21 protein-coding genes are annotated in these 23,557 nt (G+C 64.2%); 9 read left to right on the top strand and 12 right to left on the bottom strand.

Translation table 11 applies throughout. The features are described from left to right. Nucleotide 1: 1 nt before the first annotated feature. The 9 genes from I3J27_RS07590 to I3J27_RS07550 form a co-directional block, all read right to left on the bottom strand. On the bottom strand, nucleotides 2-1,093 hold the full coding sequence (locus tag I3J27_RS07590) for a protein-glutamate methylesterase/protein-glutamine glutaminase (RefSeq protein WP_270167281.1): 1,092 nt from the start codon (nucleotides 1,091-1,093) through the stop codon (nucleotides 2-4). 15 nt (nucleotides 1,094-1,108) lie between these two features. Continuing rightward, nucleotides 1,109-1,963: a CheR family methyltransferase gene (locus tag I3J27_RS07585; protein WP_270167279.1), complete on the bottom strand. Its 855-nt coding sequence runs from the start codon at nucleotides 1,961-1,963 to the stop codon at nucleotides 1,109-1,111. 136 nt (nucleotides 1,964-2,099) lie between these two features. Further along, nucleotides 2,100-3,899: a methyl-accepting chemotaxis protein gene (locus I3J27_RS07580; protein ID WP_270167277.1), complete on the bottom strand. Its 1,800-nt coding sequence runs from the start codon at nucleotides 3,897-3,899 to the stop codon at nucleotides 2,100-2,102. A gap of 56 nt (nucleotides 3,900-3,955) precedes the next feature. Beyond that, the gene (locus I3J27_RS07575) at nucleotides 3,956-4,444 is read right to left on the bottom strand and encodes a chemotaxis protein CheW (protein WP_270167272.1); all 489 of its coding nucleotides are present in this window, start codon (nucleotides 4,442-4,444) and stop codon (nucleotides 3,956-3,958) included. 36 nt (nucleotides 4,445-4,480) lie between these two features. Next, nucleotides 4,481-6,178, bottom strand: coding sequence for a methyl-accepting chemotaxis protein (locus I3J27_RS07570; RefSeq protein ID WP_270167270.1), 1,698 nt, complete (start codon nucleotides 6,176-6,178; stop codon nucleotides 4,481-4,483). Nucleotides 6,179-6,215: 37 nt separating this feature from the next. Beyond that, nucleotides 6,216-6,677, bottom strand: a complete 462-nt coding sequence (locus I3J27_RS07565; RefSeq protein ID WP_270167268.1) for a chemotaxis protein CheW — start codon at nucleotides 6,675-6,677, stop codon at nucleotides 6,216-6,218. Then, on the bottom strand, nucleotides 6,677-8,773 hold the full coding sequence (locus I3J27_RS07560; RefSeq protein WP_270167260.1) for a chemotaxis protein CheA: 2,097 nt from the start codon (nucleotides 8,771-8,773) through the stop codon (nucleotides 6,677-6,679). Before I3J27_RS07560 ends, I3J27_RS07565 begins: the two co-directional genes overlap by 1 nt. After that, nucleotides 8,770-9,135 (bottom strand): response regulator, encoded by a 366-nt coding sequence (locus I3J27_RS07555; protein WP_008142319.1) that lies wholly within the window; start codon nucleotides 9,133-9,135, stop codon nucleotides 8,770-8,772. Before I3J27_RS07555 ends, I3J27_RS07560 begins: the two co-directional genes overlap by 4 nt. Continuing rightward, nucleotides 9,135-9,458 (bottom strand): STAS domain-containing protein, encoded by a 324-nt coding sequence (locus I3J27_RS07550; RefSeq protein ID WP_270172614.1) that lies wholly within the window; start codon nucleotides 9,456-9,458, stop codon nucleotides 9,135-9,137. Before I3J27_RS07550 ends, I3J27_RS07555 begins: the two co-directional genes overlap by 1 nt. Nucleotides 9,459-9,745: 287 nt before the next feature. Between I3J27_RS07550 and I3J27_RS07545 the strand changes: the two genes are divergently transcribed. The 3 genes from I3J27_RS07545 to I3J27_RS07535 all read left to right on the top strand — a co-directional run bounded on the left by I3J27_RS07545 (nucleotide 9,746) and on the right by I3J27_RS07535 (nucleotide 13,915). Then, a complete protein-coding gene (locus I3J27_RS07545; RefSeq protein WP_270167247.1) occupies nucleotides 9,746-10,885 on the top strand; it encodes a response regulator in 1,140 nt (379 codons plus the stop codon). Between the two features lie 188 nt (nucleotides 10,886-11,073). Continuing rightward, a complete protein-coding gene (locus tag I3J27_RS07540; RefSeq protein ID WP_270167246.1) occupies nucleotides 11,074-11,745 on the top strand; it encodes a hypothetical protein in 672 nt (223 codons plus the stop codon). Nucleotides 11,746-11,764: 19 nt separating this feature from the next. Beyond that, a complete protein-coding gene (locus I3J27_RS07535; RefSeq protein ID WP_270167245.1) occupies nucleotides 11,765-13,915 on the top strand; it encodes an adenylate/guanylate cyclase domain-containing protein in 2,151 nt (716 codons plus the stop codon). Between the two features lie 6 nt (nucleotides 13,916-13,921). Here I3J27_RS07535 and pobA read toward each other — a convergent pair whose 3' ends face one another. Continuing rightward, complete coding sequence (gene pobA, locus I3J27_RS07530) at nucleotides 13,922-15,094, bottom strand: 4-hydroxybenzoate 3-monooxygenase (protein WP_270167244.1); 1,173 nt, start codon at nucleotides 15,092-15,094, stop codon at nucleotides 13,922-13,924. A gap of 50 nt (nucleotides 15,095-15,144) precedes the next feature. Between pobA and I3J27_RS07525 the strand changes: the two genes are divergently transcribed. After that, nucleotides 15,145-16,044, top strand: coding sequence for a helix-turn-helix domain-containing protein (locus I3J27_RS07525; RefSeq protein WP_270167243.1), 900 nt, complete (start codon nucleotides 15,145-15,147; stop codon nucleotides 16,042-16,044). A 311-nt stretch (nucleotides 16,045-16,355) separates the two neighbouring features. Beyond that, nucleotides 16,356-16,967 (top strand): LabA-like NYN domain-containing protein, encoded by a 612-nt coding sequence (locus I3J27_RS07520; protein WP_270167242.1) that lies wholly within the window; start codon nucleotides 16,356-16,358, stop codon nucleotides 16,965-16,967. 24 nt (nucleotides 16,968-16,991) lie between these two features. Here the strand turns inward: I3J27_RS07520 and pcaG are convergent, their stop codons facing one another. Together pcaG and pcaH are read right to left on the bottom strand one after the other, a co-directional pair. Further along, nucleotides 16,992-17,618, bottom strand: coding sequence for a protocatechuate 3,4-dioxygenase subunit alpha (gene pcaG / locus I3J27_RS07515; RefSeq protein ID WP_270167241.1), 627 nt, complete (start codon nucleotides 17,616-17,618; stop codon nucleotides 16,992-16,994). A 3-nt stretch (nucleotides 17,619-17,621) separates the two neighbouring features. Continuing rightward, the gene (gene pcaH / locus I3J27_RS07510; protein WP_270167239.1) at nucleotides 17,622-18,410 is read right to left on the bottom strand and encodes a protocatechuate 3,4-dioxygenase subunit beta; all 789 of its coding nucleotides are present in this window, start codon (nucleotides 18,408-18,410) and stop codon (nucleotides 17,622-17,624) included. Between the two features lie 101 nt (nucleotides 18,411-18,511). Here pcaH and I3J27_RS07505 point away from each other — a divergent pair, with 101 nt between their 5' ends. From I3J27_RS07505 to I3J27_RS07490, 4 genes are all read left to right on the top strand, one after another. Beyond that, entirely contained in the window at nucleotides 18,512-19,432 is a 921-nt protein-coding gene (locus I3J27_RS07505; protein WP_270167236.1) for a LysR family transcriptional regulator, read from the top strand. 247 nt (nucleotides 19,433-19,679) lie between these two features. Further along, nucleotides 19,680-20,606: a glycosyltransferase family protein gene (locus I3J27_RS07500; protein WP_270167234.1), complete on the top strand. Its 927-nt coding sequence runs from the start codon at nucleotides 19,680-19,682 to the stop codon at nucleotides 20,604-20,606. Nucleotides 20,607-20,696: 90 nt separating this feature from the next. After that, entirely contained in the window at nucleotides 20,697-22,001 is a 1,305-nt protein-coding gene (pncB, locus tag I3J27_RS07495) for a nicotinate phosphoribosyltransferase (RefSeq protein ID WP_270167232.1), read from the top strand. A 247-nt stretch (nucleotides 22,002-22,248) separates the two neighbouring features. Further along, a complete protein-coding gene (locus tag I3J27_RS07490) occupies nucleotides 22,249-23,556 on the top strand; it encodes a GGDEF domain-containing protein (protein ID WP_270167230.1) in 1,308 nt (435 codons plus the stop codon). Nucleotide 23,557 lies beyond the last annotated feature (1 nt).

Raw genomic sequence — 23,557 nt, 5'->3', positions numbered from 1 at the left:
ATCAACCTGCCACCGCAACATGCCCGGCCTGGTACCAGAGCATGATCTCGCGCGGGATATGGTGCAGCGAGACGACTTTCTCGACACCGCCATGGGCGATGGCTTCCTTCGGCATCCCGAACACGACGCAGCTTTCCTCGTCCTGCGCGCGGGTCGAGGCGCCGAGCTTGCGCATCTCCAGCATGCCGCGCGCGCCGTCGTCACCCATACCGGTCATGATCACGCCGAGCGCATTGGCGCCGGCATGCTGGGCTGCCGAACGGAACAGCACGTCGACGGAGGGACGATGCCGCGACACCGGCGGGCCGTCCTTGATGGCGATCTGGTAGCGCAGGCCGATGCGTTGCAGCAGCATGTGACGGGCGCCCGGCGCGATGTAGGCGCAGCCCGGCAGCACCGGCTCGCCGTCCTCGGCCTCCTTGACCCGGATCTGGCAGATACTGTCGAGACGCCTGGCAAAGGCCGCGGTAAAGCCCGCCGGCATGTGCTGGACGATGACGATGGGCGGACAATGCGGCGGCAGCATCTCGAGGACGTCGTTGAGCGCCTCGGTCCCGCCGGTCGATGCGCCGATGCACACGATGCGTTCCGTCGTCGGCCGGACCCTGCCCTGCACCGGCGGCGGGATGATCGCATCGGCGGTCAGCTTCTTCTCGATGGCGCGGCGTTCGGCGCGCGGGCGCACCCGCGCGCGCGCGGCCGACTTCACGGCTTCGCGCAGCCGGGTCGAGCATTCGAGCAGCGCCTGCCGCGTGTCGATCCTCGGCTTCGGCACGATGTCCACGGCGCCCGCCTCGAACGCCTCGAACATCACGTTCGAGCCTTCCTCGGTGAGCGAGGAGCAGATGATCACCGGGATCGGACGCTGCGCCATGATCTTGCGCAGGAACGTCATGCCGTCCATCCGCGGCATCTCGAGATCGAGAATGATGACGTCGGGCAGCTCCTTCTCGAGGCGGCGGGCGGCGACGAAGGGATCGGAGGCAGTCGCCATCACCTCGATGTCGGGATCTTCGGAAAGAATCGTCTGAAGGATTTGGCGCACCGACGCCGAATCGTCCACGATCAGTACGCGAACTTTCTCCCTCGGCATCTGGTGTGGCTCCAATCAGACCTGGAAAATGGTTGGCTGAACTTGCTTCAAATCCGGGACGGAACTGTGAATCATGGATTCCGAATGTCCGACCAGCAGATACCCTCCCGGCCGCAAATGGCTGCAAAGCTGCTGGACGACCTTGCGCTGGGTCGGCTTGTCGAAATAGATCAACACGTTGCGGCAGAAGATGATGTCGACGTCCCGATCCACCGGATAGGACGCATCCATGAGGTTCATCCGCATGAAATGCGTCATACGCCGCAACTCCGGCACCACCCGGACCTCGCCGCGCGACTTGTCCCGCGACGACAGGAAATATCGTTTCACGAAGTACTCTGGCACCGGCGCAAGCACGTCGCGGGTGTAGATCGCGGTCTTGGCGAGGCGGAGAACCGCGGTCGAGATGTCGGTCCCGAGAATGCGGTACTGAAACCGCGAGCCGTTCCGCGTCATGTCGTCGAGCACCATCGCGGTGGTGTAGGCTTCCATGCCGGTGGAGCTCGCCGAGCTCCAGATCTTCAGATTCGCGCTCTGGCGTCCGTGCAGCTTGAGCAGGGCCGGAATCGCGACCTCGCGCATGAAGGTGAAGTGCTGGGGCTCGCGGAAGAAGTCGGTCTTGTTGGTCGTCACCACATCGATCAGATGGGTGAGCTCGGTGTCGAAATGGTCGACCTCGAACAGGTTGTCGACATATTCGTTGAGGTCGGAGAAGTTCAGCGCGCGTACACGCTTGTGCAGCCGCCCCTCCAGCATCAGCCGCTTGCCCTGCGGCAGCTTGATGCCGACCTGGCCCTCGATCAATTCGGCGATGGTCCGGAAGTGACGGTCCGACAGATGGACGGCCGTATCCTGCACGGCGGGCATCATCGCTGCGCGCCCCCGTCCGGGATGGCCGCCGCCTGCACTGAATGTCGGGCCGAACGGGCCATCTTGAGTCCTACGCGTTTACGCAATTGCTGAAGACAGATCGGTCCCCAAAGGGGGGCCGATCCCTCAAAGAAGCTCAGCGCTGGAAATCGGCGTCGCGATCGTCCCCGCCATCGTTCATGTCGAAAGCGAAGCCGCCGCCGCCGGCCACCTTCATGACGCGCGCCGGCTTGGCCTGCGGCTTCTTCGCCGGACGCTCGACGGCGGCCATGGTCGCCGCCTTGGCACGGAGCTGATTGACCGCGCGATCGATCGGGGCAGCCGCCTCGCTCCGTCCCTGCTCGATGCGGAAATAGGCGATGGTGGACTGGAGCTGCTCTGCCTGCGAAGCCAGTTCCTCGGAGGTCGAGGACACCTGTTCGGACGCGCTGGCGTTCTGCTGGCCGACCTTGTCGAGCTGCTGGATCGCCTGGTTGATCTGGGCCGATCCGACGTCCTGCTCGCGGCAGGCGGCGGTGATCTCTTCGACCAATTCTGCCGTCCTCTTGATATCGGGGACGAGCTTGGAAAGCATGGAGCCGGCTTCCTGCGCCACCTTGACGGTGTCGGCAGAGAGCGTGCCGATCTCGGCCGCGGCAGCCTGGCTGCGTTCGGCGAGCTTGCGCACTTCGGAAGCGACCACTGCAAAGCCCTTGCCGTGCTCGCCGGCGCGCGCGGCCTCGACCGCGGCGTTGAGCGCGAGCAGGTCGGTCTGGCGCGCGATCTCCTGCACGATCGTGATCTTCTCGGCGATGGTCTGCATCGCGTTGACGGCGCGCCCCACAGCAGCGCCGCTGGCCTCGGCGTCCTTGGCCGACTGCGCGGCGATCTTCTCGGTCTGGTTGGCGTTGTCGGCGTTCTGCTTCACGTTCGAGGCCATCTCCTCCATCGAAGAAGAGGCCTCCTCGGCGGACGAGGCCTGCTCGGTCGCGCCCTGCGACAGCTGCTCGGCGCTCGCGGAGAGCTCCTGGCTGCCGGCCGAGACGTTCTGCGCCGCGGTCAGCGCCTCCGACACGATCTGCCGGAGCTTCTCCACCATGCGTTCCAGCGCGAGGCCGAGCGTATCCTTGTCCGACAGCGGCTTGGCTTCCACCATCAGATTGCCATGTGCGATCTCGTTGGCCACGGCCGCGGTCGCATTGAGATTGGCGGTCATCGCGTTCAGGGATTTGACCAGATCGCCGATCTCGTCGTTGCTGAAGGTATCGATCTTGTGGCTGAGATCACCGATTGCGACAGCATCCGCCAGATCGACAGCCTTGGCGAGGGACCGGCTGATATTGATCGAGATCCAGACTGCACCAATCGCGGCAACGATCAGCGAGACGACGACCAGGACGATGAGGATCAACTGGGCACGACGGCTGTCTTCATTGGACTGCGCGGCCTGCTCGGCCATCTGCCTCTTCGTATTCGCGACATAGGCTCCCATCGCCTCTGTCGCGTCGGCGACTACCTTGCGCCCGTCCCCCATCGTGCGCTCCGTTGCCTTGATCTTGTCGGTCTTCGCCAGCCTGATCGTCTCTTCCTGATAGGCGTTCATCCTGGCATAGGCACCCGCGAAGTTGTCGAGCAGCTTCTTGCCGCCTTCGCTGGCGAGCGCGTAGACCTCATCCTTGATCTTCGTCGCCTCCTCGCGGAGCTTGGCTGCGTTCGCGGCGAATTCGTCGGCTTCAGCCGGCGTTCCCAGGATTGCGTTTTTTTCCGCCCGGAGCTGCTGCCAGATGATTTTTTCGACTTCGGATGCCTTCTCCATCCGCTTGGCGCGAAGCACCATGGAGTCTGCGGTCGCGGCCATGTCGGACAATTTCATGTAGCTTACGGCGCCCGCTACCATGAACAGAAGGATGACGGCTCCAAAGGCGCTCGCGAGCTTTGCTTTGACGGTGAATCTCATGTCAGTCTCGTTGGTTCGAATGGGGTTGCTTACGCTCGATCACGCTTCACAGAAACTCAGGCGGCGCGGGGCGCATCGGCGCCGACATCGCGTCCCTCGGGAATCTTGTCGTTGGCCATCAGCTTGGCGAGGTCGAAAATGACGACAAACTTCTCGCCCTTGCGGCCGATGCCCGCGGCATAGTCGGATTGCCATGTCCCGCCGACCTCGGGGATGGGCTCGATCGCCTGCTCGTCGATATCGGTGACCTCGAACACGCAATCGGCGACGAAACCGACGCCGACCAGACGATCCTTCATCGGGACGTCGAGGATGATGATGCGCGTGGCCTCGGTCGTCGGGACGCTGGGCAGGCCGAGCTTGATCCGGAGGTCGACGATCGGATAACCGCTGCCGCGCACGTCGATCATGCCGAGCAGGAAGTTCGGCGCATGCGGCAGTCGCGAGATCGGCCGCATGTCGAGAATTTCGCGGACGTTACGGATGCTGATGCCGAACGTCTCGCCGGCGAGCCCGAGCGTCAGATATTGCGAGGTTGCGGCCATGATGCAGTCCAGGGTCAGGTGATTTTCAGATTGCGGTCAGCGTTGGAACTCGGCGTCTCGGTCGTCTTCGCCGTCATGCATGTCGAAGGCGAAGCCGCCGCCGTTTGCGACCTTCATCGCGCGCGCTGGCTTACGAACAGGCACAGGCTTTTTCGCACCGCGATCCGCGGCCGCCATGTGCGCCGCCTTGGCCCGGAGCTGGGTGACGGCACGGTCGATCGGCGCGGGCGCAACGCGCTCGTCGCGACCAGCCGGCTCGATGCGGAAGAACGAGATGGTCGACTGGAGCTGCTCGGCCTGCGAGGCGAGCTCTTCGGAGGTCGAGGACACCTGCTCGGAGGCGCTGGCGTTCTGCTGGCCGACCTTGTCGAGCTGCTGGATCGCCTGGTTGATCTGGGCCGAGCCGACGTCCTGCTCGCGGCAGGCCGCGGTGATCTCCTGAACCAGCTCGGCGGTCTTCTTGATGTCGGGGACGAGCTTGGACAGCATGTCGCCGGCTTCCTGCGCGACCTTCACCGTTTCCGTCGACAGGGTGCCGATGTCGGCCGCCGCCGCCTGGCTGCGTTCGGCGAGCTTGCGTACTTCGGAGGCGACCACTGCAAAACCCTTGCCGTGCTCCCCGGCACGCGCGGCCTCGACCGCGGCGTTGAGGGCGAGCAAGTCGGTCTGGCGCGCGATCTCCTGCACGATCGTGATCTTCTCGGCGATGGTCTGCATCGCCTGGACGGCACGGCCGACAGCGACCCCGCTGGCTTCGGCATCCTGGGCCGATCGCGCGGCGATCTTCTCGGTCTGGTTGGCATTGTCGGCATTCTGCTTCACGTTCGAGGCCATCTCCTCCATCGAGGACGAGGCTTCCTCGGCGGATGAGGCCTGCTCGGTCGCACCCTGCGAGAGCTGCTCGGCGCTGGCGGAGAGCTCCTGGCTGCCGGCGGAGACGTTCTGCGCGGCTGTGAGCGCCTCGGCGACGATCTGGCGGAGCTTTTCAACCATCACGTTCAGCGACTTGATGAGATCCCCGATCTCGTCGTTGCTGGCCGAGGGAATAGTCTGGTTGAGATCGCCGTCAGCCACCGCGCCGGCAAGGCTGACTGCGCGGCCCAGCGAACGGCTGATCGAGATCGAAATCCACAACGCTGCAACGATCGCAACCAGCAGCGAAACACCGAGGAGCGTCATCAGCAGGAATTGCGCCTGGTGTCCTGCTTCCTTCGACTGGACCGCCTGCTCGGCCATCTGTCTCTTGGTGTTCTCGACATAGGCCCCCATCGACTCAAGGGCTTCGTTGACGACCTTGCGGCCTTCATTGGTCGAACGTTCTGTCGCCTTGGCCTTGTCGGTCTTGGCGAGCCGGATCGTCTCTTCCTGATAGATATTCATCTTGGCGTAGGTCACGGCGAAACCGTCGAGCAGTTTCTTGCCGGCTTCGCTCGCCAATGCGTAGACTTCGTCCCGGGTCTTGAGCGCCGCCTCGCGACGCTTGGTGGCGTCGGCAGCGGCCTGCTCAACCTCGCTCTCGTTGCCTATGATGGCGTTCTTTTCCGCACGAAGCTGGAGGAGGATGTCTTTCTCGACCTCGGTCGCCTTTTCCATGCGCTTGGCGCGCAGGACCATGCTGTCAGCCGTGGCCATCATGTCGCCGAGCTTCACGTATGCCACGCCGCCGGCGACCATCGACAGGACAATGACCAGGCCGAATGCGCTGGCAAGCTTTGCCTTGACCGTAAATCTCATCTTCAGCCCCTACCCGATCTCGCCCCGAGACCTCGCTTCAATTCAGGATGCGTTCCATGTTCGGAACGATGACGAACTCTTCACGCCATTTGGCGATGAAACGGATGAACTCCGGCTTCCAGTGCATGCCGACCCGCGGCGTCTGCCGCACGTCGGTCTGCGAGATCTCCGTGACCTCATAGACCTTGTCGGCGGTGACGCCGACCAGCACCGGCTCGCCGTCGAGCTGGAGCTCGATGACGACGATGCGCGTGTCGGCGGAGTCGTCGGGCTGCGGCATGCCGAAGCGGATGCGCAAGTCGGCAAGCGGAATGACGTTGCCGCGCACGTTGATGACGCTCGGAACGAAGGCCCGCGCGCCCGCCACCCTGGTCACCGGAACGGGATCGATGATCTCGCGCACGAGGCCCGCGTCGAGCGCGAACTTCTCCTCGCCGAGCCCGATCATCACGACCTGCATCGCGCCCGTCTGATGCCCGCCCTCCAAACCATCGTTCATCACGCCGCCTCGCTGATGTGCTGCTTCTCGACCTTCGACTGCGCCAGCGCAACGAGCTGCGTCACGTCGAGGATCAGCGCCGCCGTGCCGTCACCCAAAATCGTCGCGCCGGAGAAGATCGTGACGTCGGAGTGCAGCTTGGAGAGCGACTTGATCACGGTCTGGTGGTTGCCGATGATCTGGTCGGCGACGAGACCGACGTGCGTCTCGCCCGTCGAGATGATGATCGTCTTCTGATGCCGGTCGGGCGTACCCTGCGACGACATGATCTCGCGCAGGCGCAGGAACGGGACGAGGTTGCCGCGCACGTTGAGGAAGTTGCGGCCGCGCGAACGCTCGTCCTCGGCCGTCAGCTCGATGCATTCTTCCACCGCCGACAGCGGGATGATGTAGCGGCCTTCGCCGACGCGGATCAGAAGACCTTCGATGATCGCCAGCGTCAGCGGCAGGCGCAGCGTCACCGTGGTGCCCTGGCCCGGCCGGGTCGACAGGTCGATCGTACCGCGCATGTTCTCGATGGTGCGTTTGACCACGTCCATGCCGACGCCGCGGCCCGACAGTGCCGAGATGGTCTGCGCGGTCGAGAAGCCCGGGTGGAACAGGAACTGGTGGATTTCGTGATCGGTCAGCACGGCGCCCGCGGCGATCAGCCCCTGCTCTTCCGCTTTCGCGCGAACGCGCGCGGTGTTGAGGCCGCCGCCATTGTCCTTCACGGTGACGAGCACCTGCGCGCCGGAATGCACGGCCGCGAGCTCGATGCGGCCCTGCTCGGTCTTGCCATTGGCGGAGCGGGTCGCGGTGTCCTCGATGCCGTGGTCGATGGCATTGCGGATCAAGTGCACCAGCGGATCAGCGAGGCACTCGATCATGGTCTTGTCGAGCTCGGTATCCTCGCCCGTGGTGACGAACTCGACCGGCTTCGACAGGTCGCGCGACAGATCATGCACCAGGCGGCGGAAGCGGCCGAACAGCGAGCCGATCGGCACCATGCGCGCGCCCATCGTGGTGTCGCGCAAGGAGGAGGCAAGGCGCTCGATCTCCTCGGCGATCATCTTGATCGAGAGGTCCGAGCCGGACGAGGCGAGCTGGGTCAGCCGCGCCTGGGCGATGACGAGCTCACCAACCCGGTCCATCAACTCGTCGAGACGCTCGGCCTGGACACGGACGGTGGCGATACCGCGATCCTGCTTGGCCTCGAGCTTCGCTTCCGGTCTTGTCTCAGGCTTTGCTTCAGGCTTGACTTCAGGCTTGGGCTCCGCCCTGGCGACGAGCTGCTCGGCGACGGGCTCAACAACCGCCTCGACCGCCGGCGCGGTCATGTCGGCGGGCGGGGCCGGCTCCTCGTCGAGCAGCTGGAACAGCGGTAGCGGCGCGGGCGTCTCGACATGCGCGAGCGGCGACAGCGTCAGCTTCATCTCGTCCGAGACGAACATGAAGACGTCGTCGATCGCATTCTTGTCGCAGGCCGCGTGCAGCTTGACGTCCCATTTCAGATAGCAGTCTTCCGGCTCCATCTCGTCGAGGAACGGGATGCCGTCGGTCACGGGCACGACGAAGCAGGGGCCGAGCTTGCAGAGGTCTTCCAGCAGGTCGAGCGGGTTCGAGCCGTTGCGCAGGATATGGGATTCGAATTCCAGAAAGAGGTGCCAGCCGGCCTGCTTGCTCGCGGCGGGCGCGAGCGGCGGCGCCTCTGCGATCGCGGCGACCGGAGCGGCAGCCTGGTCGGGAAACACGAAGCGCTTGAGGTCGGCGAGGATGGCTTCGCCGATGACGTCGTCGGTCGACTGCGGATCCTCGATCAGCGCTCGGATGTAGTCCTTCGCCGCAAGCGCGACCGAGATCAGCTCCTGCGTCGGCTTGATCTCGCCCTTGCGGACACGATCGAACGCGGTCTCGAATTCATGGGTGAAGGAGGCGACCTTGTCGAAGCCGAACATGGCGCCCGACCCCTTGATCGTATGCAGGGCGCGGAAGGCGGAATCGACCAGCTCGCGGTCGTCGGGACGCTGGCCGAGGTCGAGCAGGGCCCCTTCAAGGACCTCGAACAGCTCGCTGGCTTCCTGGCGAAAGACCTCGGTCGGGTCCATCGCGTTCATGCGCGCACCAGCTTGCCGACGACGGCGAGCAGCTGCTCGGGCTTGAAGGGCTTTGTGATCCAGCCGGTGGCGCCTGCGCTCTTGGCTTCCTGCTTCACCGTGTCATTGGACTCGGTCGTCAGGAACACGATGGGCATGCCGACCGCGCTCGGCAGCTTGCGCAGCGCGCGGATCAGCTCGAGCCCGTTCATGACGGGCATATTGAGGTCGGTGATGACGAGGTCGAGCTTGCCGGCCTGCGCCTTGGCGAGCCCTTGCGCGCCGTCACCGGCCTCGATCACGTTGTGACCGGCCGGCTCGAGCACGACCTTGATCATCTGGCGGATGCTGGGGGAGTCGTCGACCGTGAGAATCGTGGCCATCAGGTGCCATCTTTCTTTTGCGGGAAATGCTGATCGATCATCGCATCGCTGGCAAAGCCGGCGCGGCGAAGGGTGTTACGCAGAGATTGGGAGAATGATGTGAGCACCACCGGGCGGCCCTGGGCCTCGCCCGTCCTGGCGGTCGACAGCAGAAGCTGGATTGAGGTCACGTCGGCCTTGTCGACGCTCGAACAATCGATCTCGAGCCGGTCCTGCCGGCCGAATGCCTCTCGGATCAGGTCATAGACATTGCGGATCGCAGCGATGCTGCAATCCGCGGGCAGCCGTAGGGACCACTTCGGCTCCGTAGCATCAGACGACATTCGTCCCCCAAATTTCCTCGGGATTCGCTGCACGCATTGCGTGAATCCCGCGCGACGACTATTCGCTTTGGAGAGTGTGCAAACCCCTAATGAGACCCTCCGTACAACTACGGGTCACAATCCCTAGAACTTCGCGTATGCATGCAGACGTGCATGGCCAGCACAAATCTCATGCGCTGCGCGCAGTCTCGCGGCAGTTTGCGACGGGTTGGACGTTTGCTCCGCGTTAAATCGCAAAGGCTATTCGTTGCGATCATGCCTCGCCATCCGAACGAGACCGGCCGCCGATGCTGACCCAAGCGCTTCTGGTTGATGACAGTCGCTCCGTCCTCAATTTCCTGAAACGTCATATCGAAGCCGAAGGCATGGTCGAGGCCACGACCTTCCTCGATCCCGTCGAGGCACTGGCTTGTGCGCGCGAACGCGTCTTCGATCTCGTGCTGGTCGACTACGAGATGCCGCATATGGACGGCATCAGCTTCATCCGCGCCTTCCGCACCCTGCCCGGCTTCGCCGACATCCCGATCGCGATGATCACTTCGCGACAGACCGATGACGTCAAGATGGAAGCGCTGCAGGCCGGTGCAACCGATTTCCTGCCCAAGGCGCCCCAGAGCGTCGAGATGACGGTGCGCTTGCGGAATTTGGTGCGGCTTGGTGCAGCCGTACGCAAGCAGAACGACCGCGCCGCCGATCCCGCGAGCGCAGTCGCGGCCGCGACCCGAAAACTCGGCGAGCGCGAGGAAGAGATCATCCTGCGGCTCGCGCTCGCGGTCGAGTATCGCGACAACGACACCGGTGAGCACACGCTGCGGGTCGCCCGCTACAGCCGCATCATCGCCGAGCAGCTCGGCCTGCCGGCCCGGCTCTGCCGTGACATCTATCTCGCCGCGCCGCTGCACGACGTCGGTAAGGTCGCCATCCCCGACAGCATCCTGCTCAAACCCGGCAAGCTGACCGACGACGAGATGGCGGTGATCCGCACCCATGCGACGATCGGCGAGAAGATCCTGGCGGACTCGAGCTGCGAGCTGATCCAGCTCGGTGCGCAAATTGCCGCAGGCCATCACGAGCGCTGGGACGGCGCCGGCTATCCGAACGGCCTCAGGGCAGATGCAATCCCGGTCGCCGCGCGCGTGGTCGCGGTCGCCGACGTCTTCGACGCCCTGACGACGCGGCGGCCATATAAGGAGCCGATGCCGCTGGACGTCGCCCGCAACTATCTGGTCGAGAACCAGGGGCGGCAATTCGATCCGGCCTGCGTCGAGGCCTTCCTGTCGCGCTGGGACGAGGTCGTGGAGATCGCCGCCGGCGGGCAGGCGACGCCCTATCAGAAGACCGGAGCCACGCTCGTTCCTGGTTTGGAGACTGCGGAGCAGAGCTGCCCGGCCGAGGACCGTTTACCCGAGGCCATCCCGGCCACCTGACATTATCCATTCGGCCAAGAGCTTGCCGCGGCTTCGTTTTCTCCGGTCGCCCGGTTGAACCTGTTCCTGCTAGAGTGTCACCAATAATAAAGCGTGATTCTGGTCACACTTGCCTGGGCGTTCCGCTGCTAAGCATCGAACCAGGACGGGGACCGGTCATATATCGGTCGAATTGGATGAGAGCTCCCATGAAACGCCTGATCGGCGCCGCTGTCGGCGCGTTCTGTCTTGCGGCCCCCGCTTTGGCGGAGACCCCGGCCGCGATCGTCGAGGATGTGCAGGGCAAGGTCGACGGCATCGCGTTCATGGACTATGTGGCGCCAGGCAAGATCATCAAGCTCGGGCCCAAGGCCAGCATCACGCTCAGCTACCTCAAATCCTGCCAGCGCGAGACCATCAGCGAAGGCGTCGTCCTGGTCGGCGCCGAGCAGAGCACCGTGCAGCTCGGCGAGGTCAAGCGGGAAAAAGTACCCTGCGATACCAACGCGGCAAAGCTCTCGGAGCGCGAGGCGAACCAGAGCGCAGCAACGACCTTCCGCACCATGCGATCGGACGCCAGGGGCGCCGCGCCGGCCAAGCTGCCGACGCTCTACGGCGTCTCGCCGCTGGTGCAGGCCAAGAGCGGCAGCACGCTGGTGATCGAGCGCACCGACGGCAAGGAGCCCGCGATCAGTGTGCCGCTCAAGAGCGAGATCATGGTCGGCGGCAAGTTCTACGACTTTGCCAAGGCCGGCAAGTCGCTGACCCCGGGCGGCAGCTATCTCGCCATCCTCGGCGCCAAGCGCTACGCGTTTCAGGTCGATGCCGGCGCAACCTCCTCGCCGACGCCGATCGTCGGCCGCCTGCTGCGGCTCGAATAGACGGCCTAGCGACGGGGCGATGCGGCGGATCGGCAGGCGGGACATCGTTGCGGCGATCCTGATTGCGCTCGTTGCGGGCGCCGTCGTCACGTCGCCGCCGCTTCAGACGCTGCAAGGTCTCTCGCTCGACATCCTCACGGCACTGCGCGGCAGGCTCATCGGCGACCGCCGCGATCCCGCGACGTCGCCCGTCGTCGTCGTCGCGATCGATGGCGAGACCTACGACACACCGCCCTTCAAGGGCTCGCCGACACAGACCTGGACGCGCGAGATCGGCCGGGTGCTCGGCAGCATCACCGACGGCGGCGCCAAGGTGATCGGCTTCGACGTCATCTTCAAGAACTCGATCGAGCAATCGGAGATTCCTTTCGGCGATACGTCGTTCGGCGCCCGCCTGAAGGGATTTGACCGGGACTATCTGATCGCCCTGCGGCAGCTCTCCGACAATGGCAAGCTGCTGCTCGGCGAGATTCTGAGCAACGACCATCCGGACGCCCCCTACCCCGCACAACGATTTGCGGTGAAAAATAGCGTGCGCGCCCTCAACGTTCACACCGACCCCGACGATGTGATCCGGCGGATGCCGCTGAGCTTTGCCATCGACGGCAAGCCGGTGCCCACGATGGCCGTCGAGCTCGCCGCGCGCGCACTCGGCGGAAAACCCGAGATGACGCCGTCCGGTGCGAGCGAGTTGTCCGGCTATTCGATCCCAAGCGCGGTGCCGAATACGCTGACGCTCAACTTCCGCGGAATGGGCCGTGACGTTCCGACCTTCTCCTTCGCGGATCTGCGGGCCTGCGTCGAAAAAGGCGACCGCGACTTCTTCCGCCGCGCTTTCGACGGCAAGGTCGTGCTGCTCGGCAGCATCCTCACCTTCGATGATCGCAAACTGACCTCGATGCGACTAGCTGGCGGATATGACGGGACGCCGGGGCCTCGGTGCGCCCTGCCCGCCCCGGCAAACGCCGCGCAGAAGGCCCGCAGCGAGGTCGCCGGTGTCTTCGTGCACGCCACCGTCGTCCGAAACCTGATCGAGCGCGATACGGTGACAGAACTGGGCTTTCCCGCGCGGACCATTCTCACGATCGCATTCGCTGCGGTCATCGCCTGCGCGGCCTGCATGCTTGCGCCGAGCGGAGCACTGACCGTCTGGTTCGTCCTCACCGTCATGTACGCCGCCCTCGCCGTCGGCGCGTTCGTTCACGCACTGGCGCTGCCGTTGACCGAGCCTGCACTCGCGAGCCTTGCCGCGCTCGCGATGATGATCGGCTACCGCTTCGTGCTGGCCGATCGCGACGAGCGCTTTTTGCGCAAGAGCTTCGCCTTCTATCTCGCGCCCGAAGTGATCAACACCATGGTCGCCTCCGGCAAGATGCCCGCGCTCGGCGGCGAAATGCGCAACGTCACCATGTTCTTCTCCGACCTCGCCGGCTTCTCCTCGATCGCGGAGACGATGACGCCGGGCGAGCTGGTGACCCTGATGAACGAATATCTCTCCGCGATGACCGACATCATCGAGAGCCATGGCGGCTATGTCGACAAATATATCGGCGATTCCATCGTCGCCATGTTCGGGGCGCCGGCCGACGATCCCGCCCACGCACGCAACGCCGTCCACGCTGCGCTGAAGTGCCACGAGAAGCTCGCGGAATTGAACGCCAACAGCGCCGCCTTCGCCGGCCGTGGCCTGTCACACCGCATCGGGCTCAACAGCGGCGAGGCCGTGGTCGGCAATATCGGCTCCCATCGCCGCTTCAATTACACCGTGATGAGCGACACCGTGAACGTCGCTTCCCGCCTCGAAGGCGCCAACAAATACTACGGCACCGCGATCATGGCGTCGGAAACGACGATGGCGCAGACCGGCAACAGCTACGCCTGGCGCGAGCTCGACGCGATCAGGGTGATGGGCCGCGGCGAAGCAATCAAGGTGTTCGAGCCGCTGGCCGGGACAGGCGCCGAGAGCGCGGAGCAGGCGAAAGTGGCCACGGTGTATGCGGAAGGACTGGCCTATTGGCGGGCGCGGGATTTTGCCAAGGCCGCTGATGCGTTCGATGGCGTAGCAAAGATCGATCCGGCGTCGGCGCTGTTCGCGAAGCGCGCGAGGGCACTCAGCGCAAATCCGCCACCACCGGACTGGACACCAGTCAATACGCTGGAAGGGAAGTAGCTTCCGCTAGAACGGCAGTCCCACATAATTCTCCGCGAGCAGGCGCTGCGCGGTCTCGGACGAGAGCAGATATTCCAGCTCCGTCTGCTGGAGCCGATCCTCGTAGTCGAGCCGGTCCGGGAAACGGTGCAGCAGCATCGTCATCCACCAGGAGAACCGCTGCGCCTTCCAGATCCGCGCGAGCGCCTTGGCGGAATAGCCCTTGAGCCCGGAATCATCGCCGTTCTGATAATGCGCGAGCATGGCGTGGTAGAGATAGTAGATGTCGGAGGCGGCGCTGTTCAGGCCGCGCGCGCCGGTCGGCGGCACGATGTGGGCGGCGTCGCCGGCGAGGAACAGGCGGCCGTAGCTCATCGGTTCGGCGACGAAGCTGCGCAGCGGCGCGATGCTCTTCTCGATCGACGGTCCCGAGATCAGCCGGCCGGCGACTTCGTCCGGCAGGCGGCGCTTCAGCTCGGTCCAGAACGCATCGTCGCTCCAGTCCTCCACCTTGTCGGTCAACGGCACCTGGATGTAGTAACGGCTCAGCACTTGTGAGCGCAGCGAACAGAGCGCAAAGCCGCGTTCATGCTTCACATAGATCAGCTCGGGCGACACCGGCTTGGTGCGCGACAGTACTCCCAACCAGCCGAACGGATAGACCTTCTCGTATTCGCGCAGCACGTCCTTCGGAATCGATCTGCGGCTGACGCCGTGAAAGCCGTCGGCGCCGACGACGTAATCGCAATCGATGCGGACGATCTCGTCGTTCGCGCGATACGTCACGTACGGCCGGTCTGACGTCAGGTCGTGCGGCGTCACGTCTTCCGCATTGTGCACGACCTTGCCACCGAGCCGGTCACGCGCCTCGTAGAGGTCGCGCGTCAGCTCGGTCTGGCCGTAGACCAGCACCGAATTGCCGCCGGAATGCTTGTGGAGATCGATATGGGACAGCATGCCGTCATGCGCGATCTCGAATCCGTTGTGGATCTCGCCCTCGCGGTCCATCCGCTCGCCGCATTGCGCCTCGCGCATCAGCCTGGCGAAGCCGTGCTCGAGCACACCGGCGCGGATGCGGGCGAGCACATGGTCGCGGCTGTATTTCTCCAGCACGACCGTATCGATGCCCTTCAGATGCAGGAGCTGGGACAGCAGCAGCCCGGACGGTCCACCGCCGATGATGCAGACCTGAACTTTCATTTTTGCGTCCTCCCGTCAGCACTTTTTTGCAGATCCAACGCTGCAAACCGATGGAGGGTTTCGTCTTTGTCTTGTACTATTCGAACATGAGAACCGCAGTTCCCGCAATCCGCGTCTACAACCTCTTCGGCGAGTCCGGCGACCTGCCCGACGTCGTGCATTGCGAGACGATTGCGTCCCGCTCGGTGCTGCACGACTGGACTCTGGCCGTGCACCGTCATGCCCGGCTGCACCAGGTACTGCTGATCGAGCGCGGCGGCGGCGAGGCGACGCTCGACGGCCGCGTGGTGCCGCTCCGGCCGATGCAGATCGTCAACGTGCCGGTCGGCCATGTCCACGGCTTCCGCTTCGTGCCCGATACCCAAGGCTGGGTGCTGACCATCGCCGCGGAAATCCTGGACGAGGTGCTGCTGGCTTCGGAAGGAGTGCGCGGCGCGCTGTCACGATCGGCCGTGGTGCGCGGCACGCCGCAGATCCGCACCACCATGAAGCAGATCTTCGCCGAGCATGCCGCGCGCGATTTCGGCCGCGCGCATGTGCTGCGCGCCTTGTCGGCGGCGATGATCGGGCTGGTGGCCCGCGCGCTCACCGGCGAGAGTGGCGGCAGCGGGACGGCGGAAAGCGGACTGTTCCGCCGCTTCGAGGCGCTGCTGGAACAGCATCATCTGGAACGCTGGAGCGTTGCGGACTATGCCGACGCGCTGTCGATCACGCCGACGCATCTCAATCGCGTGACGCGGGCGGCGACCGGCGACACCGCTTCGCACCTGATCCTCAACCGCCTGATCCGCGAGGCGCGGCGCAATCTCGTCTACACCAATCTGCCGGTCTCGACGATCGCCTATGCGCTCGGCTTCGAGGACCCGGCCTATTTCAGCCGCGTCTACGCCGCCGCCACGGGCGTGTCGCCGCGCACCTTCCGTGCGCAACTCCATGGCGATGAAGGCTGACGCATCGGACCAAAGACCAGGCGTGCCTATGGTCGAAGGCTACAGCCACTTACCTTCGTATATGGAATCCTATCCTTTGGATAGAAGCCCTTTACCTCCGTACAATTGAGCAGGGAGTGCGCGCGCCTTAGCGTGGCTGCATTCGGCGCCCTGGCGCTGGTGGCATGGAACCTCCCTAGCCTTGGCGCAAGACGGCCCCCCCTGTCCGGTCGTCTGCGCCGCTTTTTCAGCAAGCCATCGGCGTCTTCGGTGTTTTCCGGCCGGCATGCTGGACCGGCCCACTTTCGCGCGGAACTGGAGATTTGTGCATAATGCCTTCGATCGAGAAGATCGCACTCTTTATCGATGGCTCCAATCTCTATGCCACCGCCAAGGCGCTCGGTTTCGACATCGATTACAGGCGTCTGCTCGGCGAATTCCAAAGCCGGGGTGCGCTGTTGCGCGCCTTCTACTACACGACCCTCATCGAGGATCAGGAGTATTCGTCAATCCGCCCCTTGATCGATTGGCTCGACTATAACGGATACACCGTCGTCACCAAGCTCGCCAGGGAGTTCACCGACGCTACCACCGGACGCCGCAAGGTGAAGGGCAGAATGGATGTCGACCTCGCTGTAAAAGCGATGGAGCTCGCCGGGCACGTCGATCAGATCGTGTTGTTCTCGGGCGATGGGGATTTTCGTTCGCTGGTGGAAGCCGTGCAACGCCGCGGTGTCCGCGTGACGGTCGTCTCCACACTCTCCACTCAGCCCCCCATGGTCGCCGACGACCTGCGCCGACAGGCGGATGTGTTCATTGATTTGTTAGAGCTGAAACCAAAAGTGGGGCGCGACCCGACCGACCGGCCGGGATCGCGCGAGATGCGTCAGTTACCACAATTCCTCTCGCGAGGAGCGATCAATCGCGGCGACCAGGTGGAGTAATCCAGCGGGACGGCCGCCGACCCCTCACACATCGAAGAACACCGTCTCTTCCGGCCCCTGCAAATTGATCGTGAAGGAGTAAACGACCTTGCCGGCGCGCTCGGTGCGCTTTGCGATCAGCGTTGCGCGCCGGGCCGACTGTTCAATCAGGTTGAGCACCGGGTCGGCGGCGTTCGCAGCCTCTTCATCAGAAAAGTAAAGCCGCGTGTTGAGGCCGATATTGATGCCGCGCGCGACGATCCAGACATTGACGTGCGGCGCGCATTTGCGCCCCATCTTGTCGATGATGGCGCCTGGCTTGATGGTCTCGAAGGTGACGAGGCCGCTGTCGAAATCCGAACCCCCACGGCCCCAGCCGCGGAAATCCTGGTCCGGCGCGCCAGCCGAGCGGTCGGCCGGATGGTTGTAGCGGCCGGCCGCATTGGCCTGCCAGATCTCGAGCAGCACGTCGCGCAGCGGCGAGCCGCTGCCGTCGAGCACCTTGCCTTCCAGCACGATGCGTTCGCCTTGCGTGTTCGGCGTCACCAGCACGTTGGAAAAATTCTTCTCGAAGATGTCGAAGCCGGCCATGGCCGGGATCAAGCCGATATGAACGTAGGGACCGGCGGTCTGCGAGGCGGTTTCCTTGAGATAGTTGAGCGGCTGCGGCATTGCTCAGTTTCCCGCGGTGCGATTTTCAAAATAGGTGGAGCGCTGGCCGCGCAACACGATGTCGAAGCGGTAGGCGAGCGAGTCGAACGGCGTCGAGGCGTTGAGGTCGAGCGGCGCGACGAGACGGTCGAGCGCGTCCTTGTCCGGGATCGTCGTCAGGATCGGGCAAACCGGGATCAGGGGATCGCCCTCGAAATACATCTGCGTGATCAAGCGCTGCGCAAAGCCCGAGCCAAACACCGAGAAGTGGATGTGAGCGGGACGCCAGCTATTGACGTAGTTGCGCCAGGGATAGGGTCCGGGCTTCACGGTGCGGAAGTAGTAATAGCCGGTGTCGTCGGTCAGCGCGCGGCCGCAGCCGCCGAAATTCGGATCGATCGGCGCGAGATAAGTATCCTTCTTGTGCCGGTAGCGGCCGCCGGCATTGGCCTGCCAGAACTCGACCAGCGTATTCGGCACGCCGCGGCCGGTCTCGTCGAGCACGCGGCCGTGGACGATGATGCGCTCGCCGACGGGATCGCCGTCCTTGGCGTAGTTGCGGATCAAATCGTTGTCGAGCGGGCCGAGATCGTTGTGGCCGAACACCGGTCCCGTGATCTCCGAGACCGAATTCTCCAGCGACAGCAGCGCCTGGCGCGGCGAGCGCAGCACCGATGATTTGTAGCCCGGCGCATGCGCCGGCGGATGCATCGCGCGGTCGCGCTGGAAGAAGCCGCCATCGCCGAGCGGCGACGCGAAGGGCTCGGGGCGGTTGAGGCGGGGATCCCGCAAGGCTGGCGCCTGGGCATTCATCGTGTCTCTCCCTGAGGCGCCCGGGGTCCGGGCGCGCGGCTTATCGGGAGATCATGGAACTATCTATCCTCAAGATAAATAGATGGATTATAATCAATTGCATGAAGGAAATCGATCATTTGGCCCTCGACGGCCACGCCCTCGAGCTGTTCCTCGCCGTGCTGGAGGAAGGCTCCGTCACCGCGGCGGCGACGCGGCTCGGCCTGACGCAATCGGCGGTCAGCCACGGATTGAACAAGCTGCGGCGGATCGCGGGCGATCCGCTGTTTGCCAAATCCGGCCGCGGCATCGTCGCCACCGCGCATGCCCAGGCACTGGCGGCGAAGGCGCGCGCGCTGATCGACGAGATGCGCAGCTTTGCCGGCGGCGTCACCTTCGAGCCGACGCAGGCCCAGCTGTCGCTGACGATTGCCGCCAATGATTTCCAGCGCGATTTGCTGCTGCCGCGGTTCTTCGATCACGTCACAGGGCAAGTGAGGAGCCTGAACCTGCGGGTGATCCCCTCACAGTCGCCCTCGCCCGCGATGCTGCGCGAGAACCGCTGCGATCTCCTGATCACGCCGCTACCGCCGTCCGGCGTCGACATCGTGCAGAAGCGCCTGCTGAGCGATCACTACGTCTGCTACTACGATCCCAAGGCGCGCACCGCTCCCGCCGGCCGCAGCGCCTATCTCGCGGCGCGCCACATCACCGTGGTCTACACCGACAATGAGCGGCTCGACTTCGACCGCCGGTTGGCAGCCAACGGCTTCCATCGTGACATCGCCATCTCGGTGCCGAGCTTTTCCGGCGTGCCGTCCTTCCTGCGCGGCTCGCAAATGCTGGCGAGCATGCCGAGCCTGCTTGCGTCCGGCGTGATGCGCAGTTTCGCGCAAACGCGAATACCGCTGGCCTCGCGCACGCGCGCACTGGCCGAGCTGCCGATGTTCATGGTCTGGCACCAGCGCTACCAGAAAGACCCGGCTCATCGCTGGCTCAGAAACCAGCTCGAAACCGTGGCGGCGACGGCCGCGGGAGGATGACCAACCGGTTGCGTCCGATCGGCCACATCCGAATCCGGAAATGATGATCAAACGCGGTGGCCGACCGAGCTCAACCGAACGGTTGATGCGAGGCCCGCGATTTCGCGCCAAGATTCCGCTCACTAGGCCGTTCGACGCGATGTAGGGGCACGAAGTCGCCAGATCACGCGATCCTTGAGCCGCTCCTGCGAGCGGGCTCTGATCACACGATCGATAGAACGCCAGGACGGGCGTCCGGAGAATTTTCATGCGGCCAAGCGTGTGCCTTCTGACTGCCTACGACTCCGTTCAGCAGCCGCTCGCCGCCCTCACCGTTCCCCGCATGCTGGCATTCGCCGAGGCGCATGGCTATGAAAAGCGCGTCATTCATGGAGACAATTGGAAACGTCCGCGCGGATGGCTGAAGATCGAAGTGATCCGGGCCGCGCTTGAAGACAATTTCGACTTCGTGCTCTGGATGGACGTCGACGCCATCGTGCTTCGCAACGACGTCGATGTCAGGACAGTGGCAGTCGACGACGCTCATCTGCATATGGCCTGGCACGGTCCGGATACAGCCCAGATCCTGGCCGCGGATTTCGTTCCGCATTACAATTCGGGCGTCATGCTGATCCGCGTGCGCGACTGGTCGCGCGAATTTTTCAGGCGAGTCTGGGAGGCCGACGAATTCCCGCATCCCTGGTTCGACCAAGCCACCATTCTCCACCTTCTCGGTCACGATGAATGCGTGGGGCTCGGACCCGATCGTCCCGACGAGCCGAACCGATCCGGTATCGCGCGTCTCGACACTGCCTGGAATTCGATACCCGGCCTCGCCACCGTCCCCGACCCGATCGTTCATCACTATGCCGGGATCGGCAATCCATCGACACGGCTCAAGATGGTCGAGGCGGATGCCATGACCGCGCCTTTGCGCGAACGGCTGGACGCGCCTTTGCGCCAGGCGTTCGCCCGCCAGTTCAGCCTGTGGCGGGAAGACGCGGTGATGCGCGACTGGGTCACGGCGGAGCGCGATTCGGCTCTGACGGCGCTTCAGTCCGTTGCCGCCGAACGGCAGGGATTTTTGGTGGAAAGGGACGACGCGCGGGCGCAACTGGCAGCGGTCCGAAGCTCCACCTCCTGGAGACTGACGGCGCCGCTGCGCCGGACCAAGGAATTGTTTTACCGCCCCTGACGTGACCCGCCCCATGCCCGGTGCCCGGCGGTGGCCTGCCCCTCCCGAAACCCACTGGTTGCGCGAGGGCCATCACGCTAAAATCCCTGCATGACAGTGACCGATATTGCGAGCCGGACCTACAATCACAGCTGGCGGCTGGATCCCATCATCCGCAGCCTGCTGGATACCGACTTCTACAAGCTATTGATGTTGCAGATGATTCGGGAGGATTACCCGAATCAACAGGTGACCTTCTCGGTCATCAACCGCTCGCGCCATGTGCGGCTCGCCGAGATCATCGACGAGGGCGAGCTGCGCGCCCAGCTCGACCACGCTCGCACCATCCGCTTCGGCAAGAAGGAGCTGATCTGGCTGGCCGGTAACACCTTCTACGGCAAGACGCATATGTTCTCGGCGGATTTCATCCGCTGGCTGGCCGAATTCCGCCTGCCCGAATACGAGCTGCGCAAGGTCGAAGGCCAATACGAGCTGCATTTCCACGGTCCCTGGACGCACACCACGATGTGGGAGATTCCGGCGCTCGCCATTCTCAACGAATTGCGCTCGCGCGCCGCGATGAAGGGCCGCGGCCGCTTCGAGCTCGACGTGCTCTATGCCCGCGCCAAGGCCAAGCTGTGGACCAAGGTGGAGCGGCTGCGCCAGCTCGAGAATTTACGGCTCTCCGACTTCGGCACGCGCCGCCGCCACGGCTTCCTGTGGCAGCGCTGGTGCGTCGAGGCCGTGAAGGAAGGCCTGGGCCCGTCCTTCATCGGCACCTCCAACGTGCTGCTCGCGATGGACAACGACCTCGAAGCCATCGGCACCAATGCGCATGAGCTGCCGATGGTCGCGGCTGCGCTCGCCAGGGACGACGAGGAATTGCGCTGGGCGCCCTATCGCATCCTCGACCAGTGGCGCCAGACCTATGGCGGTAACCTCCTGATCGCGCTACCCGACGCCTTCGGTACCAAGGCATTCCTGCGCGATGCGCCGGAATGGGTCGCCGACTGGACGGGCTTCCGCCCCGACAGCGCGCCGCCGGTGCAGGCCGGCGAGGAGATCGTCGCCTGGTGGCAGAAGAAGGGGCGCAACCCCAAGGACAAGCTGCTCGTGTTCTCCGACGCGATGGACGTCGGCTCGATCGAGGAGACGTATCACCACTTCACCGGCCGGGTGCGACTCTCCTTCGGCTGGGGCACCAACCTCACCAATGATTTCGTCGGCTGTACGCCGGACGGCTCGCTCAATCTCGATCCGATCTCGCTGGTCTGCAAGGTGTCGTCGGTCGACGGACATCCGGCCGTCAAGCTCTCCGACAATCCGGAGAAAGCGACCGGTCTTGCCTCGGAGATCGAGCGTTATTTGCGCGTGTTCGGCGACGCCGGCCGCGTCCGCAAGCCGGTGCTGGTCTAGCGGGCAGCCGATTTCTCTTAATCGGGTAAACCGCGCAGCACGAATTCGAGACATCGATTCGCGGATAGCGCGTCAGTTCCGATTCGACGGCATTTGCAACGATCTGCGGGCATCCGCTTCACAACGCTTTCACCCTGCGACGCAGTCTCCCTGCATTTTGAGGTCGAGTTAAGCAGCGTTCACGCTCAATCCGAGTTATGAGCGGAACGCTCCGCTGGGGGTCGTTGAGCGACTTGGGGAACGCAAAGTGTTTCGCAGAACCGCAACGTTGACGAAGGGACGCAACTTCCTTCACGTCATCAAGCTCGTCTCGCCTTTCGTGATGGTCGTCCTGCTGCAAGCGGCGATCGCGGGATTCAGCCTCGAAGTGATGTCCTCGGTCCGAGCCTATGTCGCGGGCGAGGCGATGTGGTCGCGCTCGCAGAAGAATGCCGTTTATTTCCTCAATCTCCATCTGCATTCGGGCGAAGCGAGCCAGTTCGCGCAATACCAGACCTCGCTCGCCGTCCCCATCGGCGACGAATATGCGAGATGGGCGCTCGAACGCGATCCGATCGACATCGAGACCGCTCGCATCGGCTTCCTGCAAGGCGGCAACCATCCCGATGACGTCCCGGGATTGATCTGGCTGTTCCGCCACTTCAACCAGGTCAGCTTCCTCCGCGAGGCGATCCGGGAGTGGGCAGCCACCGATCCCATGCTGCTCGAGCTCAGCGTCTTCGGCGAAGTCATTCGCGATGAGCTGAAGAGCGGTCCTATTCGGGACAGCGCTCGCCTGCAATTCCTGTCGACGCGACTGTCGGAGCTGAACGGGCAGTTCACGGGACATGCCGAGCGGTTCTCGACCGTCCTCGGCGAGGGCTCTCGCGCCATCAAGCTGACGCTGACCAGCATCAACATCGTCACCGCCGTGACACTGATCCTGCTCCTGATCTGGCACACGCGACGACTGGTGCTGCAACGACAGGCGTTCGAGGATGCGCTGCATGCCGAGAAGGAGCGCCTGGCGTACCAGGCGTCGCACGACTGGTTGACTGGCCTTGCAAACCGGCGTGCCTTCGAAGCGCGCCTGCAACGCGAGTTGGACAGCGCCGCAGGCGGTGCAGTGAGCCTGATCTTGCTCGACCTCGACCAGTTCAAGAGCGTCAACGACACGTGCGGCCATCTCGCAGGCGACCGCCTGCTCTGTCAGATCGCGCAGCTGTTGCAGCAGGACCGGCGACCGCATGACCTCGTCACCCGGCTCGGCGGCGACGAATTCTGCCTGATCCTGCCGCAGTGCCCGCCCTCGAAAGCCGTCGATATCGCCGAACGGTTGCGACGGTCGCTCGAACTGTTCAACTTCGTCTGGGACGATCGTTGCTTTGCGGTGACCGCCAGCATCGGCGTTGCCTGCATCGCAGACGGCAGGACCACGCTCGAGGACGCGATGCGGCGTGCGGACGCAGCCTGCTATCGCGCCAAGGACAAGGGACGCAACCGCGTTCAGGTCGACAACGGCAGACCGGACGTCGTCGTCGTCGCGGCCAGGCCGCGCGAAGCCGCGCGCGCATAGG

Source organism: Bradyrhizobium xenonodulans, from assembly GCF_027594865.1.
Classification (GTDB): Bacteria; Pseudomonadota; Alphaproteobacteria; order Rhizobiales; family Xanthobacteraceae; genus Bradyrhizobium; species Bradyrhizobium xenonodulans.
The sequence above is the reverse complement of the archived record's forward strand: the minus strand, read 5'-3'. Positions and strand labels throughout refer to the sequence as shown.

Bases quoted from the DNA above. Each gene is read 5' to 3' on its own strand.
- I3J27_RS07565 (WP_270167268.1), bottom strand. From the start codon at position 6,677: ATGAACGATGGTTTGGAGGGCGGGCATCAGACGGGCGCGATGCAGGTC.
- I3J27_RS07580 (WP_270167277.1), bottom strand. From the start codon at position 3,899: ATGAGATTCACCGTCAAAGCAAAGCTCGCGAGCGCCTTTGGAGCCGTC.
- I3J27_RS07545 (WP_270167247.1), top strand. From the start codon at position 9,746: ATGCTGACCCAAGCGCTTCTGGTTGATGACAGTCGCTCCGTCCTCAAT.
- I3J27_RS07540 (WP_270167246.1), top strand. From the start codon at position 11,074: ATGAAACGCCTGATCGGCGCCGCTGTCGGCGCGTTCTGTCTTGCGGCC.
- pobA (WP_270167244.1), bottom strand. From the start codon at position 15,094: ATGAAAGTTCAGGTCTGCATCATCGGCGGTGGACCGTCCGGGCTGCTG.
- I3J27_RS07535 (WP_270167245.1), top strand. From the start codon at position 11,765: ATGCGGCGGATCGGCAGGCGGGACATCGTTGCGGCGATCCTGATTGCG.
- pcaG (WP_270167241.1), bottom strand. From the start codon at position 17,618: ATGCCGCAGCCGCTCAACTATCTCAAGGAAACCGCCTCGCAGACCGCC.
- I3J27_RS07550 (WP_270172614.1), bottom strand. From the start codon at position 9,458: ATGTCGTCTGATGCTACGGAGCCGAAGTGGTCCCTACGGCTGCCCGCG.
- I3J27_RS07500 (WP_270167234.1), top strand. From the start codon at position 19,680: ATGCGGCCAAGCGTGTGCCTTCTGACTGCCTACGACTCCGTTCAGCAG.
- I3J27_RS07520 (WP_270167242.1), top strand. From the start codon at position 16,356: ATGCCTTCGATCGAGAAGATCGCACTCTTTATCGATGGCTCCAATCTC.
- I3J27_RS07525 (WP_270167243.1), top strand. From the start codon at position 15,145: ATGGAGGGTTTCGTCTTTGTCTTGTACTATTCGAACATGAGAACCGCA.
- pcaH (WP_270167239.1), bottom strand. From the start codon at position 18,410: ATGAATGCCCAGGCGCCAGCCTTGCGGGATCCCCGCCTCAACCGCCCC.
- I3J27_RS07575 (WP_270167272.1), bottom strand. From the start codon at position 4,444: ATGGCCGCAACCTCGCAATATCTGACGCTCGGGCTCGCCGGCGAGACG.
- I3J27_RS07585 (WP_270167279.1), bottom strand. From the start codon at position 1,963: ATGATGCCCGCCGTGCAGGATACGGCCGTCCATCTGTCGGACCGTCAC.
- pncB (WP_270167232.1), top strand. From the start codon at position 20,697: ATGACAGTGACCGATATTGCGAGCCGGACCTACAATCACAGCTGGCGG.
- I3J27_RS07555 (WP_008142319.1), bottom strand. From the start codon at position 9,135: ATGGCCACGATTCTCACGGTCGACGACTCCCCCAGCATCCGCCAGATG.
- I3J27_RS07560 (WP_270167260.1), bottom strand. From the start codon at position 8,773: ATGAACGCGATGGACCCGACCGAGGTCTTTCGCCAGGAAGCCAGCGAG.
- I3J27_RS07590 (WP_270167281.1), bottom strand. From the start codon at position 1,093: ATGCCGAGGGAGAAAGTTCGCGTACTGATCGTGGACGATTCGGCGTCG.
- I3J27_RS07570 (WP_270167270.1), bottom strand. From the start codon at position 6,178: ATGAGATTTACGGTCAAGGCAAAGCTTGCCAGCGCATTCGGCCTGGTC.
- I3J27_RS07505 (WP_270167236.1), top strand. From the start codon at position 18,512: ATGAAGGAAATCGATCATTTGGCCCTCGACGGCCACGCCCTCGAGCTG.